General features: G+C 70.7%; 15 protein-coding genes. 4 read left to right on the forward strand and 11 right to left on the reverse strand.

Annotated elements, in window-relative coordinates; all coding sequences use genetic code 11:
* Positions 1-47: 47 nt before the first annotated feature.
* The 4 genes from QSK31_RS21315 to nadC form a co-directional block, all read right to left on the reverse strand.
* Positions 48-2,576, reverse strand: coding sequence for an ATP-dependent Clp protease ATP-binding subunit (locus QSK31_RS21315; protein ID WP_285686010.1), 2,529 nt, complete (start codon positions 2,574-2,576; stop codon positions 48-50).
* A gap of 376 nt (positions 2,577-2,952) precedes the next feature.
* Complete coding sequence (locus QSK31_RS21320) at positions 2,953-3,309, reverse strand: histone-like nucleoid-structuring protein Lsr2 (RefSeq protein ID WP_285686011.1); 357 nt, start codon at positions 3,307-3,309, stop codon at positions 2,953-2,955.
* A 303-nt stretch (positions 3,310-3,612) separates the two neighbouring features.
* On the reverse strand, positions 3,613-4,371 hold the full coding sequence (locus QSK31_RS21325) for a type III pantothenate kinase (RefSeq protein WP_285686012.1): 759 nt from the start codon (positions 4,369-4,371) through the stop codon (positions 3,613-3,615).
* Positions 4,372-4,398: 27 nt separating this feature from the next.
* Positions 4,399-5,250, reverse strand: coding sequence for a carboxylating nicotinate-nucleotide diphosphorylase (nadC, locus tag QSK31_RS21330; protein WP_285686013.1), 852 nt, complete (start codon positions 5,248-5,250; stop codon positions 4,399-4,401).
* A gap of 176 nt (positions 5,251-5,426) precedes the next feature.
* On the opposite strand from nadC, the gene QSK31_RS21335 reads away from it, so the two are divergent.
* Together QSK31_RS21335 and QSK31_RS21340 are read left to right on the forward strand one after the other, a co-directional pair.
* The gene (locus QSK31_RS21335; protein WP_285686014.1) at positions 5,427-6,326 is read left to right on the forward strand and encodes a septum formation family protein; all 900 of its coding nucleotides are present in this window, start codon (positions 5,427-5,429) and stop codon (positions 6,324-6,326) included.
* A 47-nt stretch (positions 6,327-6,373) separates the two neighbouring features.
* Positions 6,374-8,020, forward strand: a complete 1,647-nt coding sequence (locus tag QSK31_RS21340) for an L-aspartate oxidase (RefSeq protein ID WP_285686015.1) — start codon at positions 6,374-6,376, stop codon at positions 8,018-8,020.
* On the opposite strand, the gene panD is transcribed toward QSK31_RS21340, so the two are convergent.
* The 3 genes from panD to QSK31_RS21355 are packed head-to-tail and all read right to left on the reverse strand — an operon-like array spanning position 8,017 to position 10,087.
* Complete coding sequence (panD, locus tag QSK31_RS21345; RefSeq protein WP_285686016.1) at positions 8,017-8,412, reverse strand: aspartate 1-decarboxylase; 396 nt, start codon at positions 8,410-8,412, stop codon at positions 8,017-8,019. The genes QSK31_RS21340 and panD overlap by 4 nt on opposite strands.
* Complete coding sequence (gene panC / locus QSK31_RS21350) at positions 8,412-9,230, reverse strand: pantoate--beta-alanine ligase (protein ID WP_285686017.1); 819 nt, start codon at positions 9,228-9,230, stop codon at positions 8,412-8,414. The genes panD and panC overlap by 1 nt, the downstream gene beginning before the upstream one ends.
* Positions 9,227-10,087 carry a Rossmann-like and DUF2520 domain-containing protein gene (locus QSK31_RS21355; protein ID WP_285686018.1) on the reverse strand — a complete coding sequence of 287 codons (861 nt, stop codon included), beginning with the start codon at positions 10,085-10,087 and terminating at the stop codon, positions 9,227-9,229. The genes panC and QSK31_RS21355 overlap by 4 nt, the downstream gene beginning before the upstream one ends.
* A gap of 152 nt (positions 10,088-10,239) precedes the next feature.
* Between QSK31_RS21355 and QSK31_RS21360 the strand changes: the two genes are divergently transcribed.
* Positions 10,240-11,322 carry an SAM-dependent methyltransferase gene (locus tag QSK31_RS21360; RefSeq protein ID WP_285686019.1) on the forward strand — a complete coding sequence of 361 codons (1,083 nt, stop codon included), beginning with the start codon at positions 10,240-10,242 and terminating at the stop codon, positions 11,320-11,322.
* A gap of 14 nt (positions 11,323-11,336) precedes the next feature.
* A complete protein-coding gene (locus QSK31_RS21365; RefSeq protein ID WP_285686167.1) occupies positions 11,337-12,461 on the forward strand; it encodes an NADH-quinone oxidoreductase subunit D in 1,125 nt (374 codons plus the stop codon).
* A 2-nt stretch (positions 12,462-12,463) separates the two neighbouring features.
* Here QSK31_RS21365 and QSK31_RS21370 read toward each other — a convergent pair whose 3' ends face one another.
* The 4 genes from QSK31_RS21370 to QSK31_RS21385 all read right to left on the reverse strand — a co-directional run bounded on the left by QSK31_RS21370 (position 12,464) and on the right by QSK31_RS21385 (position 16,833).
* Positions 12,464-14,158, reverse strand: coding sequence for a hypothetical protein (locus QSK31_RS21370; protein ID WP_285686020.1), 1,695 nt, complete (start codon positions 14,156-14,158; stop codon positions 12,464-12,466).
* A gap of 94 nt (positions 14,159-14,252) precedes the next feature.
* Positions 14,253-15,251, reverse strand: coding sequence for a glycine betaine ABC transporter substrate-binding protein (locus tag QSK31_RS21375; RefSeq protein WP_285686022.1), 999 nt, complete (start codon positions 15,249-15,251; stop codon positions 14,253-14,255).
* A 146-nt stretch (positions 15,252-15,397) separates the two neighbouring features.
* On the reverse strand, positions 15,398-16,117 hold the full coding sequence (locus QSK31_RS21380; RefSeq protein WP_285686023.1) for an ABC transporter permease: 720 nt from the start codon (positions 16,115-16,117) through the stop codon (positions 15,398-15,400).
* Positions 16,114-16,833 (reverse strand): ABC transporter permease, encoded by a 720-nt coding sequence (locus QSK31_RS21385; protein WP_285686024.1) that lies wholly within the window; start codon positions 16,831-16,833, stop codon positions 16,114-16,116. Before QSK31_RS21385 ends, QSK31_RS21380 begins: the two co-directional genes overlap by 4 nt.
* Position 16,834: the final 1 nt, after the last annotated feature.

Below are 16,834 nucleotides of genomic sequence, written 5' to 3' on the forward strand. Positions count from 1 at the left end.
ACGGCCCGGCGGATCGGAACCCGCCGGGCCGTCCTTGAAACTGAGCCTTACTCGGTGGTCTCGGGCGTGCCCGCGCCGAGGTCGGCCGGAACCGCGTCCGGAACGCTGGAGCCACGCTCGGCCCCGGTGAACGTCAGCTTGCTCTTCTCGATGTTCGCCGGGTCGCCCTCGCAGTCCACGACCACGATCTGGCCGGGGCGCAGCTCGTTGAAGAGGATCTGCTCGGACAGGGTGTCCTCCAGATCGCGCTGGATGGTCCGGCGCAGCGGCCGGGCGCCCAGCACCGGGTCGAAGCCCTTGTTCGCCAGGTACTTCTTCGCGTTGTCGGTCAGCTCGAGACCCATGTCCTTGTTCTTGAGCTGGGTCTCGATCCGGGAGACGAAGATGTCGACGATCTGCAGGATCTCGTTCTGGCGGAGCTGGTGGAAGACGATCGTGTCGTCGATGCGGTTCAGGAACTCCGGGCGGAAGTGGTTCTTCAGCTCGTCGTTGACCTTCTGCTTCATCCGCTCGTAGTTCGACTCCTCGGCCTCGGAGGCCTGGAAGCCGAGCGACACGGCCTTCGCCACGTCCCGCGTACCGAGGTTGGTGGTCAGGATGATCACCGTGTTCTTGAAGTCCACGATGCGGCCCTGACCGTCGGTGAGACGGCCGTCCTCCAGGATCTGGAGGAGGGTGTTGAAGACATCCGGGTGAGCCTTTTCGATCTCGTCGAAGAGGACCACCGAGAACGGCTTGCGGCGCACCTTTTCGGTGAGCTGGCCACCCTCGTCGTAACCGACGTAACCGGGAGGGGCACCGACCAGGCGGGACACCGTGTACCGGTCGTGGAACTCGGACATGTCCAGCTGGATCAGCGCGTCCTCGGAGCCGAAGAGGAACTCGGCCAGCGCCTTGGACAGCTCGGTCTTACCGACACCGGACGGGCCGGCGAAGATGAACGAGCCGGACGGGCGCTTCGGGTCCTTCAGGCCGGCCCGGGTACGCCGGATCGCCTTGGACACCGCCTGGACCGCGTCCTCCTGGCCGATGACCCGCTTGTGCAGCTCATCCTCCATGCGGAGCAGCCGGGAGGTCTCCTCCTCGGTCAGCTTGTAGACCGGGATGCCGGTCCAGTTGCCCAGGACCTCGGCGATCTGCTCGTCGTCGACCTCGGACACGACGTCGAGGTCGCCGGCCTTCCACTCCTTCTCCCGCTGCGCCTTCTGGCCGAGGAGCTGCTTCTCCTTGTCGCGCAGCTGGGCGGCCCGCTCGAAGTCCTGCGCGTCGATCGCGGACTCCTTGTCGCGCCGCACCTGGGCGATGCGCTCGTCGAAGTCACGCAGGTCCGGCGGCGCGGTCATCCGGCGGATGCGCATCCGGGCGCCGGCCTCGTCGATCAGGTCGATCGCCTTGTCCGGCAGGAAGCGGTCCGAGATGTACCGGTCGGCCAGCGTCGCGGCGGCCACCAGGGCGGCGTCGGTGATGCTGATCCGGTGGTGCGCCTCGTACCGGTCGCGGAGGCCCTTGAGGATCTCGATGGTGTGTGCCAGCGACGGCTCGCCCACCTGGATCGGCTGGAAGCGACGCTCGAGAGCGGCGTCCTTCTCCAGGTGCTTGCGGTATTCGTCGAGGGTCGTCGCGCCGATGGTCTGGAGCTCGCCACGAGCCAGCATCGGCTTGAGGATCGACGCGGCGTCGATCGCGCCCTCGGCGGCGCCGGCGCCGACCAGGGTGTGGATCTCGTCGATGAACAGGATGATGTCGCCGCGGGTGCGGATCTCCTTGAGCACCTTCTTCAGGCGCTCCTCGAAGTCACCGCGATAACGGGAACCGGCGACCAGCGCGCCCAGGTCGAGCGTGTAGAGCTGCTTGTCCTTCAGCGTCTCGGGCACCTCGCCCTTGACGATGGACTGGGACAGGCCCTCCACGACGGCGGTCTTGCCGACGCCCGGCTCGCCGATGAGCACGGGGTTGTTCTTGGTACGGCGGGACAGCACCTGCATGACCCGCTCGATTTCCTTTTCCCGGCCGATGACCGGGTCGAGCTTGCCCTCGCGGGCGGCCTGCGTCAGGTTGCGTCCGAACTGGTCCAGGACCAGGGACGTGGACGGCGCGGCCTCGCCGGCTGCGGCGCCGGCCGCGGCCGGCTCCTTGCCCTGGTAGCCGGAGAGCAGCTGGATGACCTGCTGGCGGACCCGGTTGAGGTCGGCGCCGAGCTTGACCAGCACCTGGGCGGCGACGCCCTCGCCCTCACGGATCAGGCCGAGCAGGATGTGCTCGGTGCCGATGTAGTTGTGGCCCAGCTGCAGCGCCTCGCGGAGCGAGAGCTCCAGCACCTTCTTGGCGCGCGGCGTGAACGGGATGTGCCCGCTCGGCGCCTGCTGGCCCTGGCCGATGATTTCCTCGACCTGCTGCCGGACCCCTTCGAGGGAGATGCCCAGGCTCTCCAGAGCCTTGGCGGCGACGCCCTCGCCCTCGTGGATCAGGCCGAGCAGGATGTGCTCTGTCCCGATGTAGTTGTGGTTGAGCATCCGGGCCTCTTCTTGGGCCAGGACGACAACCCGTCGCGCTCGGTCGGTGAACCGCTCGAACATGCCCTCGTGCTCCTCACGTGCCGTGCGCCAAGGCTCAGCTTCTCTGAACTGGCGGGGCCAGCGCACGGGCATCGGTGATGCCCGTGCTGTAACTCTATCGCCGCCGGGTGCGTCCGCTGGGGGCTCACCAGCTCGAGCGGGACACCCTGGCGCCGATGTTCTCCCCAACTTCGCACGCTGACCAGGTGTTCCCCACCCCGATCGAGTACGCGCACAGCGAAATTAGGACGAGATCGCTCGTTGTCCACAGCCTGTGGACAACGTTGTCCACCCCTGTGGATAACCGTACGCACCCGGACCGGACGCTGGGCGAAAAGCGCGAGGGTCCGCGGCGCGCTCTCGCGCCGCGGACCCTCCACACGTGTGAGCGGGCGGTTCAGCCCCGGCCCGGACCCTTCGCATGGAACTCGTCCACGATCTCCTGCGGGATGCGACCCCGGTCGGAGATGTCCTTGCCGTTCTTCTTCGCCCAGTCCCGGATCGCCTTGTTCTGCTCCCGGTCGGCCGTCGCGCCACCCCGGCCCCGGGCGGCACGCCCGCCGACCACGACACCACCGCGCGCGACCTTGCTGCCGGATCCGACAAAGGGTGCGAACACATCCCGCAATTTCGCGGCGTTCTTCCCCGACAGGTCGATCTCGTACTGAATGCCGTCGAGGGCGAACTTGACGGTCTCGTCGGCGTCACCGCCGTCGAGGTCATCGACCAGCTTGTGAATGATCTGCTTCGCCACGCGCCGTTATCCTTCCGAGCATCGCGCGGTGTATCCCGCGCTTTATCAGGTGAACAATAACTTGCTGCCCGCGCCGTCCGTCAATGGAGGGTGGCAGATTTATCGTCGCCACTCACCCGGACCGACGAGCGGAAACAGGATTTCCATTTCCGCCGGGCGCCCGGCGGAAAGTTCCGGCGCGATGCGCAGATACGGATCTAGATCAACCGCGTTGCTGTGCGTCACTAATGGGCGGGCAGTGGCGCAGGCGTGCGGCAACCGCAACATCGACGTTTCCTCGTCGAGATAAATGCGCCGCCGAAACTAGACGTTGCGCTCGTAGACCATCCGCAGGCCGATCAGCGTGATCATCGGCTCGTATGCGGTGATGGTCCGGCACTCCTCCTTGACCAGCCCCGCCAGGCCGCCGGTCGCGATCACCGCGCGCACCGACCCCAGCTCCTCGGTCATCCGCTCGACGATCCGGTCCACCTGGCCGGCGAACCCGAAGTACATGCCCGACTGCAGGCACTCGACGGTGTTCTTGCCGATCACCGAGCGTGGCTGGGCGGGCTCCACCTTGCGCAGCTGCGCGGCCCGGGCGGCCAGCGCGTCGAACGAGATCTCGATGCCCGGCGCGAACGCCCCGCCGAGGAACTCACCCTTCGCGCTGATCACGTCGAAGTTGGTGGTGGTGCCGAAGTCGACGACGATCGACGGCCCGCCGTAGAGCGCGTGCGCCGCGAGCGTGTTCACCACCCGGTCGGCGCCCACCTCCTTCGGATTGTCGATGGCCAATTGCACGCCCGTCTTCACACCCGGCTCGACCACCACGTTGGGCAGGTCGCCGTAGTAGCGGGCGAGCATCGTCCGCAGGCTGCGCAGCGCCGCGGGAACGGTCGAACAGGCGGCCACGCCCGACACCTCCACCGCGTCGCCGGCGAGCAGCCCGCGGAACATCAGCCCGAGCTCGTCCGCGGTCGACCGGGCGTCGGTCTTGATCCGCCAGTTGTGCACCAGCTTGTCCCCGTCGAAGGTGGCCAGCACGGTGTTCGTGTTCCCGATGTCGATACAAAGCAGCACGGAACCGATTGTTCACTGCCGCGAGCGTCAGCGCGCTCGTAGATCCATCGCAATGTCGAGAATCGGCGAGGAATGCGTGAGCCCGCCCACCGAGAGATAGTCCACGCCGGTGGCGGCGTAGTCCGCGGCCGTCTCCAGCGTCAGGTTGCCGGTGGCCTCCAGCTCGGCCCGGTCCCCTACCGCCGCCACGACTTCCCGCAGCAGGTCAGGGCGCATGTTGTCGCACAGCAGGAAGTCGGCGCCCGCCTCCACGGCCTCCACCGCCTCGGCCACCGTGGTCACCTCGACCTGGACCCCGACGTCCGGGAAGGTCTCGCGTACGCGCCGGTAGGCCGCTGTGATGCTTCCCGCAGCCAGCTTGTGGTTGTCCTTGATCATGGCGACGTCGTAGAGGCCCATCCGCTTGTTCGTGCCGCCGCCGGCCCGCACCGCGTACTTCTCCAGCGCCCGCAGCCCCGGCGTGGTCTTACGGGTGTCCAGAACGGTCGCCTTGGTGCCGGCCAGCACGTCCGCCCAGCGCCGGGTGTGGGTGGCGACCCCGGACATCCGGCAGAGCAGGTTGAGCGCGGTCCGCTCGGCGGTCAGCAGCGCGCGGGTGGGCCCGGTGACGCGGGCGAGGACGTCACCCCTCGTCACGGCCGTCCCATCGGCCACGAGCTGCTCGAAGGTGGCGGTCCCGCCCGAGGTTGCCGCGAAGACCCGCGCGGCGACCTCCAGGCCGGCGACCACACCGGGCGCGCGGGCGACCAGCTCGGCGGTGTCGACCTGATCGGCGGGGATGGTCGCCTCGCTGGTCACGTCCCGGGGCGGGTCGCCCAGGTCCTCGGCGAGCGCCGTGCCGATGATCCGCTCCACCGCAGCCGCATCCAGCCCTGTCACAGCAGTCTCCTCCACGTCCGGCCCCCGCGGTTTTGGGGAGCGCAACCATTTACGCACGTGGAGCGAAGCGACCCTCGGCGAGAGCAGCGGTCTGTACCACCCACCCCGATGCGACATCAAGCTCTTGGCATTTGCCCTATGATCGACAAAACGGACATTGCTGAGGGGTCGGGGTCGTGCGGTTTCGGGGGTGGGTGGTCGGTGCGCTCGTGGTGACGCTGGCCGGCTGTGGCAACCCCGGCGGGGTCGACGGCAACCTGACCGACGGATGGGCGGCCATTCCGGCGCCGACCGGATTCACACCCGTCGCGGAGACCTGTCACCTGGGGAACTACTCGGCCACCGGTACGCGGGCCGCCTACGAAGAGGTGGACTGCGACCTCAAGCACCGGACCGAGACCGTGTTCGTCGGCGAGTACCAGGACCCGGCCGCCGTAGCCGACACCCCACCGGCCGAGGGATCCGCCGGAGCCGGCGCGGCCTACCGGGTCTGCGATCAGAAGACGACGGCCTACGTCGGCGCGCAGTGGCGGACGGGACGGTTCTGGATCGGTGTGACGCATCCGTCGCCGGCCGCCTGGACCGGCGGGGCCCGGTGGTTCCGGTGCGAAGTGCTGGAGATCAGCTCGGTCGAGGACGACGGCGGGCTGGTCATGCGGCTGGGCACGGTCCGGGACGCGCTGAAGGCGGCCGGATCGGGGCTCGAGCTCGGGTGCTACGCCATCCAGCTGGACTCGGCGGGCGCGATCAGCACGATGCCGGCGGCCAGTTGCGGCGCCCGGCACAACGGCGAGTTCGTCGGGGTCTGGGACGCTAAGTCGCTGGTCTACCCCAAGACCGACAAGCAGTGGGCCGCCTTCCACACCGGATGCCGCAAGCTGGTCGCCGCGTACGCCAAGGTGCCCGACGACGCCGACCTGCAGTTCCGCAGCGGCGTGGTGTCGCTGCCCGGCGGCGAGGACGTGTGGGCGCTCGGAGACCACCAGGTCCGCTGCTACGCGTGGCTGGACGGCGCCGAGCTGACCGCCTCGATCAGGGGCGTCGGCGTCAAGGGACTGCCGGTTCAGTTCAAGTAACGGAGCGCACTATTGGCGGCCCGACTGTCGAAACTTTCGTGCCGTCGATGAACACTGAGCGGATGGATCTCCCCGCATTGCCCCGTCGTCTGGCCGCACCCGAGCCGGGCTGGACGGAGACCACCGACGTCGTGGTCGTCGGTTCCGGCGTGGCCGGGCTGACCGCCGCGCTCCACCTGCGGGAGCGGGGACTGCACGTCACCGTCGTCACCAAGGTCAACATCGACGACGGGTCCACCCGCTGGGCGCAGGGTGGCATCGCGGCGGTGCTCGATCCGCTCGACACGCCGGAGGCGCACGCCAACGACACCGAGATCGCCGGGGTCGGGCTCTGCGACCCGCGTGCGGTCCGGGTCCTGGTCGAGGAGGGTCCGGCACGCGTACGCGAGCTGATGCGGATCGGCGCCGCCTTCGACCGGCATCCGGACGGGTCGCTGATGCTCACCCGGGAGGGCGGCCACCGGGCCGACCGGATCGTGCACGCCGGCGGCGACGCCACCGGGGCGGAGGTCCAGCGCGCCCTGCACGAGGCGGTGCACCGCGACCCGTGGATCCGGCTGGTCGAGCACGCCCTGGTCCTCGACCTGCTGCGGACGGCGAACGGCCGGGCCTGCGGCATCACGCTGCACGTGCTGGGTGAGGGCGCCGACGACGGCGTGGGCGCGATCCTGGCCCGGGCCGTGGTGCTGGCGACCGGCGGCATGGGTCAGGTGTACTCGTCGACCACCAACCCGTCGGTCTCCACCGGCGACGGGGTGGCGCTGGCGCTGCGGGCCGGCGCCACGGTCACGGATGTGGAGTTCGTGCAGTTCCACCCGACGTCGTTCGTGACCGCGAGCATCACCTCGGTGCAGCGGCCGCTGATCTCGGAGGCGCTGCGCGGCGAAGGCGCGCACCTGGTCGACGAGACCGGCAAACGCTTCATGGTGGGTCAGCACGAGCTGGCCGAGCTCGCACCCCGGGACGTGGTGGCCAAGGGCATCCACCGGGTGCTGCGCGCCACCGGCGCCGACCACGTCTACCTGGACGCCCGGCACCTGGGCAAGGATTTCCTGGAGCACCGCTTCCCGACGATCGTGGCGTCCACCCGGTCGGCGGGCATCGACCCGGCCACCGAACTGATCCCGGTGGCGCCGGCCGCGCACTACGCCTCCGGTGGCGTGCGCACCGACCTGCACGGCCGGACGAGCATCGCCGGGCTCTACGCCTGCGGCGAGGTGGCCTGCACGGGCGTGCACGGCGCCAACCGGCTGGCCAGCAACTCGCTGCTGGAGGGGCTGGTCTTCGCCAAACGGATCGCCGACGACATCGGGCGGGAGCCGCCGGCGCGGGCCGACCCGGCGCCGGTCAAGGCCGAGTCGTGGGTGATCCCGGCATCGTCCCGGCCGGACCTGCAGCGGGCGATGACGCGCGGGGCGGGCGTGCTGCGCTCGGCCGACTCGCTGGCGGCGACCGCCAAGGAACTCGGCCGGCTGGGCGGCGAGCGGGCCCGGCCGAACAACGCCGCGTGGGAGTCGACGAACCTGCTGACCGTGGCGTCGACGCTGGTGGCCTCGGCGGCCACGCGCCTGGAGACGCGTGGCTGCCACTGGCGTGAGGACTACCCGACGGCGGCCGACGAGTGGCGCGGGCATCTGCTCGACGCCATCGACGCTCGCGGCCGGTTGGTGCAGACCTTCGAAGAGAAGGCTTAGACGCCGGGTACGCCCGGAGCGGCGGTGGCCGGGTCGCTGTTGCGGTCCAGGATCTTGTTGTCCGGGTCCACGTGGACGACCCGGGGCTGGTAGGAGCGGGCCTCGGCGTCGTCCATCACGCCGTACGCGATCAGGATCACCAGGTCGCCCGGCTTCACCAGATGGGCGGCCGCGCCGTTGATGCCCAGCACGCCGGAGCCTCGCGCACCGGCGATCGTGTAGGTCTCCAGGCGGGCGCCGTTCGTCACGTCGACGATCGCCACCTTCTCGCCGGGGAGGATGTCGGCGGCGTCCAGCAGATCCTCGTCGACCGTCACCGAACCCACGTAGTGCAGGTCGGCCTGGGTGACCGTGGCGCGGTGGATCTTGGACTTCAGCATCGTGCGCTGCATCAGGGGCCCTTCAGGTCCAGGGGGACGTTGTCGATCAGGCGGGTGGCGCCGACGCGGGCGGCCACCAGCAGGCGGGCGGGACCGGTCGCCGGGGCGGGGCCGAGCAGCGGGTCGGTCAGAGCCAGGTAGTCGAGCCGGACGCCCGTACCCTCGTCGAGGATCTTGTGGGCGGCCGACAGCGCACCCTCGGCAGTGACCTGAGCCGCACCCGCGTGGAGCGCCCGGGACAGCGTGAGCGCGGCCTCGCGCTCGGCCACCGACAGGTACCGGTTGCGGCTGGACCGGGCCAGACCGTCCGGCTCGCGCACCGTCGGCACCCCGCGCACATCGACCGGGAGGTCCAGGTCACGCACCATCCGCCGGACCAGCGCGAGCTGCTGGAAGTCCTTCTCGCCGAAGAACGTCACGTCCGCCCGGGTGAGCTGCAGCAGCTTGCAGACGACGGTGAGCACGCCGGTGAAGTGGCCGGGACGGCTGGCGCCCTCGAAGACCTCGCCCAGCGCGCCCGCCTCGACCCGCACCGCCGGCAGCCCACCGGGATACATCTCGTCGACACTCGGCGCGAAGACCACATCGGCCCGCTCGGCGGCACAAAGTTCAAGATCTTTGTCGAGGGTACGGGGATAGCGGTCGAAATCCTCGTCCGGACCGAACTGCAGCGGGTTCACGAAGATCGTCACGATCAGCCGGTCGGCGTGCGCCCGGGCGGCCCGCATCAGCTCACGGTGCCCGTCGTGCAGCGCGCCCATGGTCATCACCACGGCCGTCGTGCCCGGCAGGGCCTTCAGGGCGGCCTTTTCGGTCACCAGCTCGGTCATCGAACCGCCTCCGTCACGTGCGCCAGGACGTCCAGCAGGTGGGCGGCATCCTGGGGGCGCAGGCGGCCCGATGCGATCGCCCGGTCGGCGGTGCGGCGGGCCAGGGCCAGATAGGTGGGCAACGACTCGGGCGGAAGGGCGGCCAGATGGCGGCGCACCGTGCCGGCGTCACCACGGGACACCGGGCCGGTCAGGGCCGCGTCGCCCAGCCGCAGCGCGTTGTCCAGCGCCGCGGTGAGCAGTGGGCGGAGAACGGCCTCGGGGTGCTCGACGCCGGCGGCGCGCAGGATCGCGGCCGCCTCGTTGACCAGCGTCACCAGGTGGTTGGCGCCGTGAGCCAGGGCGGCGTGATAGCGCGGCCGGTCGGCCTCGGCGATCCACTCCGGGACACCGCCCAGATCGGCGACCAGGCGGGTAGCGAAGCGGCGGTCGTCGGCCGTGATGCCCCAGGCGATGCCCGGCAGCCGATCCAGGTCGGCGGGGCCGCCCGTGAAGGTCATCGCCGGATGCAGGGCCAGGCCCTTGACGTCGCCCAGGACCGCCACGCCGTGCGCGCCGGACGTGTGGGCGACCATGCGGGTCTCGGACAGGGCGCCGGTCTCGGCCAGGCCCGCGACCACCGCGCGGAGGGCGTCGTCCGGCACGGCCAGGAGCAGCAGGTCCTTCGCGGCGCGGGCCACCTCGTGCGCCGGGCGGATCGGCACGCCCGGGAGCAGCCGCCCGGCGCGCTCGCGGGAAGCCGCGGAGACGGCGGCGGTGGCCTCGATGCGGTGACCCGCGTCGCGCAGGGCCGCACCCAGCACGGCGCCGACCCGGCCGGCGCCGATCACGCCGATGACCAGCGGAACGTTGTTCATGTGTAGATCCAGTCCTCTGAGCAGGGGTACCGGTCGGGTGTCAGTATGCGCTCGATTCACCGCCCGGAAACAACGCTTGTGGTCAACTCCACGGGGTCCGGGGGCGGGTGTCCTACGGTTGCGGGGTGAGTGGGGTCGGGTGGCGTGCGGCAATGGAAGCCGGCCTCTACGGGGCCGGTGGGTTCTTCGTCCGGGGGGTGGACGGGCCGGGTGGGCATTTCCGGACCAGCGTGCACGCGTCGCCCTTGTTCGCGGGGGCGGTGGGGCGGCTGCTGGGGCGGGTTGATGCGGCGCTCGGGCATCCGGCGGTCTTCGATCTGGTCGATGTCGGGGCCGGCCGGGGTGAGCTACTGACCGCTCTGCTCGCGGGGCTGGACGCGTCCTGTGGACAGACGCCGGAAAGTGTCACACCTGGCGGCTACTTTTCCGCCCACCCAGTGACCGGGGTGGGGGAGGAGGTGGCCGCTGGGGACAAAATCCGCAAATCGGACGTGCCGAAACCGTTGGTGGAGCGGTTGCGGATCGTGGCGGTGGAGAAGGCGCCCCGACCCGGCGGGCTGGACTCGCGAGTGCACTGGCGGCCCGACCTGCCCGGACCCGTGGCCGGGCTGGTCCTGGCCACCGAGTGGCTGGACAACGTGCCGCTCGACGTGGCCGAGAGGGACGATCGCGGCATGCTGCGGCGGGTGCTCGTCGATCCGCGGACCGGCGAGGAGACGCCAGGACCACCCGTCGACGCGGCCGATCGGATGTGGATCGACAGGTGGTGGCCGGTGCGCCCGGGCGAACGGGCTGAGGTCGGCTGGCCCCGGGACGCGGCCTGGAGCGAGGCGGTCGGGATGCTGCGGCGCGGCGTGGCGCTGGCCGTCGACTACGGACATCGCCGGACCGAGCGGCCGGAGCGGGGCACGCTGGCCGGATTCCGGGGCGGACGGCAGGTGACGCCGGTGCCCGACGGCTCCTGCGATGTCACGGCGCACGTCGCCATGGACGCGGTGGCGGTCGCGGGCGGGTGGCCGTACGCGCTGATCACCCAGCGGGAGGCCCTGCGAGCTCTCGGGGTCGACGGCGCGCGACCACCGCTCGAACTGGCGAGCAGCGACCCGGCGGCCTACCTGCGTGCGCTGAGCGGTGCCGGCGCCGCGGCCGAGCTGACCGATCCGGACGGGCTCGGCGGGCACTGGTGGCTGCTGCAGTCGGTCGGCCTCGCCGAGCGTGGCACGATGCTCGGGTGAGCGATCTGCGGGAGATGACCGTCGGCACCGGCGCGGGGCTCGACACCGCCGACATGGTGCTCAACATCGGGCCACAACACCCGTCCACGCACGGTGTGCTGCGCCTCAAGCTCACGCTGGACGGCGAACGGGTCACCGCGTGCGAGCCGATCGTCGGGTACATGCACCGCGGCGCCGAGAAACTGTTCGAGGTGCGCGACTACCGGCAGATCATCGTGCTGGCCAACCGGCACGACTGGCTGTCCGCCTTCTCCAACGAGCTGGGCGTGGCGCTGGCCGTCGAGCGGCTGATGGGCATCGAGGTGCCGGAACGCGCGGTCTGGCTGCGGATGGCGCTGGCCGAGCTCAACCGGGTGCTCAACCACCTGATGTTCCTGGGCTCCTACCCGCTGGAGATCGGCGCGATCACGCCGATGTTCTACGCGTTCCGCGAGCGGGAGACCATCCAGGCGGTGATGGAGGAGGTCTCCGGCGGGCGCATCCACTACATGTTCAACCGGGTGGGCGGCCTCAAGGAGGAGGTCCCGGCCGGGTGGACGCGGCGTGCCCGGGAAGCCATCGGGCAGGTCCGTCGCCGGCTGCCCGACCTCGACCGGCTGATCCGCAAGAACGACATCTTTCTCGCGCGTACGGTCGGAGTCGGCGTTCTGACCGCCGAGCAGGCGGCGGCCTACGGGGCGTCCGGTCCGGTGGCCCGCGCCAGTGGTCTGGACCTCGACCTGCGGCGGGACGAGCCCTATCTGGCGTACGACCAGCTCGACGTGCCCGTGGTGACGCGCACGGCCGGCGACTGCCACTCCCGCTTCGAGGTGCTGCTCGACCAGGTGTACGTGTCCCTGGACCTCGCCGAGCAGTGCCTGGCCAGGGTGGACACGATCAGCGGGCCGGTGAACGTGCGCCTGCCCAAGGTGGTCAAGGCGCCGGAGGGTCACACGTACGCCTGGACCGAGAACCCGCTCGGCATCAACGGCTACTACCTGGTGTCGCGGGGCGAGAAGACGCCGTGGCGCCTCAAGCTGCGGACCGCGTCGTACGCCAACGTGCAGGCCCTGGCCACCCTGATCCCGGGCTGCCTCGTCCCGGACCTGATCGCGATCCTGGGCTCGATGTTCTTCGTCGTCGGCGACATCGACAAATAGCGTCACCAGTTCTTGCCGTGGCGCTCCTCGGCCTCGGTCCAACCGGGGTAGCCGGAGTCGACGTTGCCGAAGCCGCCCGCCTCCCAGTAGTTGCCGTTGCCGTAGTAGCCGTCGTCGTTCTCGTCCGGCTCGGCGTTCGCATCGGACTCGGCCGGGCGGTCGACCGCGGCCGGGTAATCGCCCGCAGCCGGGTAATCCCCCGCAGCCGCGTAATCGTCCGATGCCGCGTAATCGTCCACGGCTGGGTAGCCGGCGACGGGGTCCTCCGGCTTGGCCCGCCGGCCGGTGTAGCCGAGGTCGACCGCGGTGACGTCGGCCCGCCGCTTCCCGCCGTGTTCGTCGAAGCCCTCGTCGTGAACGCCGGGTTCCTCGACGCCGGTCCGGGCGCCGTAGACACCGCCGCCGTAGACCTCGCCGGACTGGTAGACCTCGCTGGACTGATAGGGGTCGTCGGGCTGGTAGGCGTCGCCGGACTGGTAGATGTCGCCCGACCGGTAGATGTCCCCGGACTGATAGATGTCGCCGGACCGGTGGTCGCCGGAGTCGTAGATGTCGCCGGACCGGTGCAGGCCGCCGGAATCGTGCAGTTCCTCGGCCACCTCGGCGGCGCCGTAGACCTCGCCCGCCGGCGGCGCCGTCCGCTGCTGAGGCGGCCGTGCCCCGGCATGCGGTACGCGGCCGGGCAGGACGACGTGACCGGACTGTGGCGGGCGGACCTGGATCGGGCGGCCGCCGGGGTGCGGCGGATGCGGTCCCGGGCGGGTGGGGCGCGCCGCGCCGTAGGTGCCGCCCTGCGCCGCGGCGGCCTGCTCGGGTGGTGCCTGGAAGACCGGGGCCATCGCCGGTGGGGGCACCGACGCGGCGCCACGGCCCGCGCCACGCTGACCGGGAACGACCGCACCGCCGGACGGCCGTCCACCGTGCACCGGACGGACACCCGCTCCGTGCGGGCCGCCCGCTCCGTGCGGGCCGCCGTGTGAACTGCCGTGCGGACCGCCGGCGGTGGGTGGGGGCGGCGGCAGTCGGGGAGGCTCGACGGGCCCTTCCACCGGGTCGACGTCGGGCCAGCCGGGCGCTGAGGCGACCCGCGCGGCAGCGACGACGACGCCGCCCATCGGCGCGCCTGGCTTCGACAGGGGACGGCCGCCGGTGCGCTGGCCGGGATCACGCCCTGGCTCTCGTCCCGGCTCTCGTCCCGGCGCTAGCGGCTCTCGCCCCGGCGGTGGCGCGACGGCCGGTGCGGCCATCGGCGGCGCGGCCATCGGCTGAGGCTGCATGGGCTTGGGTGACATCGGCTTGGCTGACATCGGCTTGGGCTGCATCGCCGGGTGCTGGTTCTGCGCGGCCTGCATCGCCGGGTGCTGCATCGGCGCGGCCTGCACCGGCGCGGGCGGGCGGGCCCGGGCGGCGACCGTCGCGATCTCGGAGCGCATCTCCTCGCGGAGCGCGCCGACCTCCTCGGCCACCCGGTCGTCCACATGCATCTTCAGCAGCACCGGGTCGTTGCGCACCAGCAGCGAGGCGCCGACCAGCACCACGCAGACCGCGATGAGCAGCACCGCGAAGCGGATCGGCCCCTGGCTGTCGCCCACCATCACGACCAGCGCCGCCACCGGGGCGAGGCTCACGCCGCCCCAGACGAGCGCGCGCAACAGCCGCGCGTTCTGCCCGTTTTCAGCAACCCGGTCCGATGACATGAGGGCCGATGCTACTCATCCTCATCCGGGTACGAAACGGGCAGCACCAGACTTCCTCGAGAAGTGGCCCGGCGCTGCCCGTCGTGCTGCTAGATCAACCAGCCGCGAGTGCCGCGTCCGAGCTGAACACCAGGCCCACGCTGATCGTGCCCTGCTTCAGGCCGGTCTTGGTGAGCGGGCCGCCGGCGTCCAGCGAGGTGAACTTGCCGGCCTGGAACTGGTAGGTCTCCACCAGGCCCGCCTGGCACTTCGGCCGCTGCGGGCACTCCGGCGGACCACCCAGCACGGTGGCCGCGCCCGAGCACTTGGCGGCGAGGTCGGACAGGGTCTTCACGCCGTTCTTGTCGGCGAACGCCTGGGTGACGGCGAACGCGTTCTGGTCCTGTGCCGTGGACGGCTTGCCGAACACGAGGCCCGATTTCTGGCCCAGCTCGGTCAGCGCGGCGATGGTCTTGTCCAGGTCGGGCGAGGACGGGTCGGCCGCCTTCTCACCGTTGACCTTGCCGTTGATGAAGCCGGCCAGCGTGGCGGCGTACTCCGGGACGACGTCGATGTCGCCCTTCTCCAGCGCCGGCTCGTACAGCTCGCGGTTGCCGATCTGCTGCACCTTGACGGTGTAACCGGCCGCGGTCAGCGCGATCGCGTAGAGCTCGCCCAGCGTCGCGTTCTCGGCGAAGTTCGCGGCGCCGACGGTGATCGCGCCTCCCTTGCCCTTGGTGAGACCGGCCGCGATGTTGTTGGCCGTCGCGAACTCCTGCGCCGCCGCCTTGGACGACTTGCGGTCGACGTCCACCGCCTTGTTGAGCTCGATGAGTTTGGTGGTGTCGAGCGCGGCGGAGACCTTGTCGAGGGCCGCGATCAGCTCGGGGCTGGACGACTTGGCGTTGATCGCCGGAATCACGTTGTCGGTGTTCTGCAGTTTCTTGTCGTCGTCGAGCACGACGAGCTTGTCACCGGCGGCCGGGGCGCAGCCGGCGCCCGAGGCGCTCGAGGCCGGGGCTTCGGTGCCCGACGACCCTGCGTTGCCGCAGCCGGAAAGGATGAGGACGGCCGCAGTCAACGAAGTGGCCGTCATGAGCAGGTGTCGACGCATTACTGCCGCCTTCTGTGTCCCGGCTCGGCCCTGAGGCCGCGCCGCGTGTCCGACGGGCGAGTCGGTAGGGGCCGATGCCCGTGTGAAATCTTCACTGCCCTTCCTACCTGCTGGGTATGACAAGTTCGCAGGTGGTGTGGCGACCGTTACCCAGCCGGTACCGCGGCGGGCGCGGATCGGCGTCGCCGGCGGACCCGCAGCGGTTTCGGGGTGACGGCACGTTGAAGGAGAGCCAGCAGCGCCTCGACGATCAGCGCGAGGAGCGCCACCACGATGCCGCCGGCGACGATCTGCCCGCCGCCGCCCTGGCTCATCCCGATGCCGAACCCGGCGCTGATGATCTCGCCCAGGCCGCCGCCGTTGACGAACGCGGCCAGCGCCGCCGTGGCCACCACCTGCACCGCGGCGGTCCGCAGCCCGGCCGCCAGGTACGGCACGCTGAGCGGCAGCTCCACCTGGCGCAGCATCTGCCCGCCGGACAGGCCCATGCCTTTGGCCGCCTCCCGGGTCTCCGGGTCGATCTGCCGCAGGCCGGTGTACGCGTTGGCGAGCAGCGGCGGCACCGCGAAGACGGCCAACGCGACCACCACCGGCGGCTGCCCGAACCCGAGCGGGGTCAGCGGCAGGATGGTGAGCAACGCCAGCGTGGGGATGGCCAGGGTGAGGTTGGCGACGGTGATCACCGCGCCGCCACCCCGCCCGCGGTGACCCAGCCAGATGCCGATGGGCCAGCCGACCAGGCAGCCGAGCAGCACGGCCAGCGCGCTGATGGTCAGATGCTCGACGAGCCGGTCCAGCATGCCGCCGGGGTTGGTCCAGTTCAGCGGGTCGTTCAGCCAGACGAAGCCCTGTTCGAAGAAGTTCATGACGTCCGCCCCCGGGTCCACGGCGTGAGCAACCGGCCGATCCCGGCCAGCACCAGGTCGAGCACCAGCGCCAAGGCCACGCAGAGGAGAGCGCCGGTGAGGATCTGCGCCTTGTAGAAGTTGTTCCGGAAGCCGCTGAGGATCAGGTCGCCCAGCCCGCCCTGCCCGATGATCGAACCGACCGTGACCAGCGCGACCGTGGACACCGTCGCCAGCCGGAGGCCGGTGATGATGCCGGGCAGGGCCAGGGGCAGCTCGATCCGCAACAGGCGTCCGAACCGTCCGTACCCCATGCCCGCGGCAGCGTCTCTGACCTCGTCCGGAACGCCGGTCAGCCCGGCCAGCGAGTTACGCACCAGCACCAGCAGGGCGTAGAGGACGAGCGCGATCAGCACCGACGCGACGTTCGTGGCGCCCAGGAGCGGGGCGAGCATTGCCAGCAACGCCAGCGACGGAATCGTGTAGAGAATGCCGGACAGTGCAAGAATCGGGCCGGTCAGCGGGCGTATCCAGTAGGCGACGACCGCGAGCGGCACGGCGACGACCAGCGCGATGAGCACGGTCTGTGCGGTGAGCCCGGCGTGGAAGCGCAGGGCCTCCAGAATCGCGTCGGCGTTGTCGTGGATGTAGCGCCAGGAGAACCACGGGTTTCCCGGCCCGTCATCGGCGGGCGCGGCCAGCGGGGACGCCGCGAGGCCCCACGACAGGAAGGACATA

The sequence above is a fragment of the Actinoplanes sp. NBRC 103695 genome (genome assembly GCF_030269485.1).
GTDB lineage: Bacteria > Actinomycetota > Actinomycetes > Mycobacteriales > Micromonosporaceae > Actinoplanes.

Bases quoted from the DNA above. Each gene is read 5' to 3' on its own strand.
- QSK31_RS21340 (WP_285686015.1), top strand. From the start codon at position 6,374: ATGAACACTGAGCGGATGGATCTCCCCGCATTGCCCCGTCGTCTGGCC.
- panD (WP_285686016.1), bottom strand. From the start codon at position 8,412: ATGCAGCGCACGATGCTGAAGTCCAAGATCCACCGCGCCACGGTCACC.
- QSK31_RS21360 (WP_285686019.1), top strand. From the start codon at position 10,240: ATGGAAGCCGGCCTCTACGGGGCCGGTGGGTTCTTCGTCCGGGGGGTG.
- QSK31_RS21315 (WP_285686010.1), bottom strand. From the start codon at position 2,576: ATGTTCGAGCGGTTCACCGACCGAGCGCGACGGGTTGTCGTCCTGGCC.
- panC (WP_285686017.1), bottom strand. From the start codon at position 9,230: ATGACCGAGCTGGTGACCGAAAAGGCCGCCCTGAAGGCCCTGCCGGGC.
- QSK31_RS21365 (WP_285686167.1), top strand. From the start codon at position 11,337: ATGACCGTCGGCACCGGCGCGGGGCTCGACACCGCCGACATGGTGCTC.
- QSK31_RS21380 (WP_285686023.1), bottom strand. From the start codon at position 16,117: ATGAACTTCTTCGAACAGGGCTTCGTCTGGCTGAACGACCCGCTGAAC.
- QSK31_RS21370 (WP_285686020.1), bottom strand. From the start codon at position 14,158: ATGTCATCGGACCGGGTTGCTGAAAACGGGCAGAACGCGCGGCTGTTG.
- QSK31_RS21375 (WP_285686022.1), bottom strand. From the start codon at position 15,251: ATGCGTCGACACCTGCTCATGACGGCCACTTCGTTGACTGCGGCCGTC.
- QSK31_RS21385 (WP_285686024.1), bottom strand. From the start codon at position 16,833: ATGTCCTTCCTGTCGTGGGGCCTCGCGGCGTCCCCGCTGGCCGCGCCC.
- QSK31_RS21355 (WP_285686018.1), bottom strand. From the start codon at position 10,087: ATGAACAACGTTCCGCTGGTCATCGGCGTGATCGGCGCCGGCCGGGTC.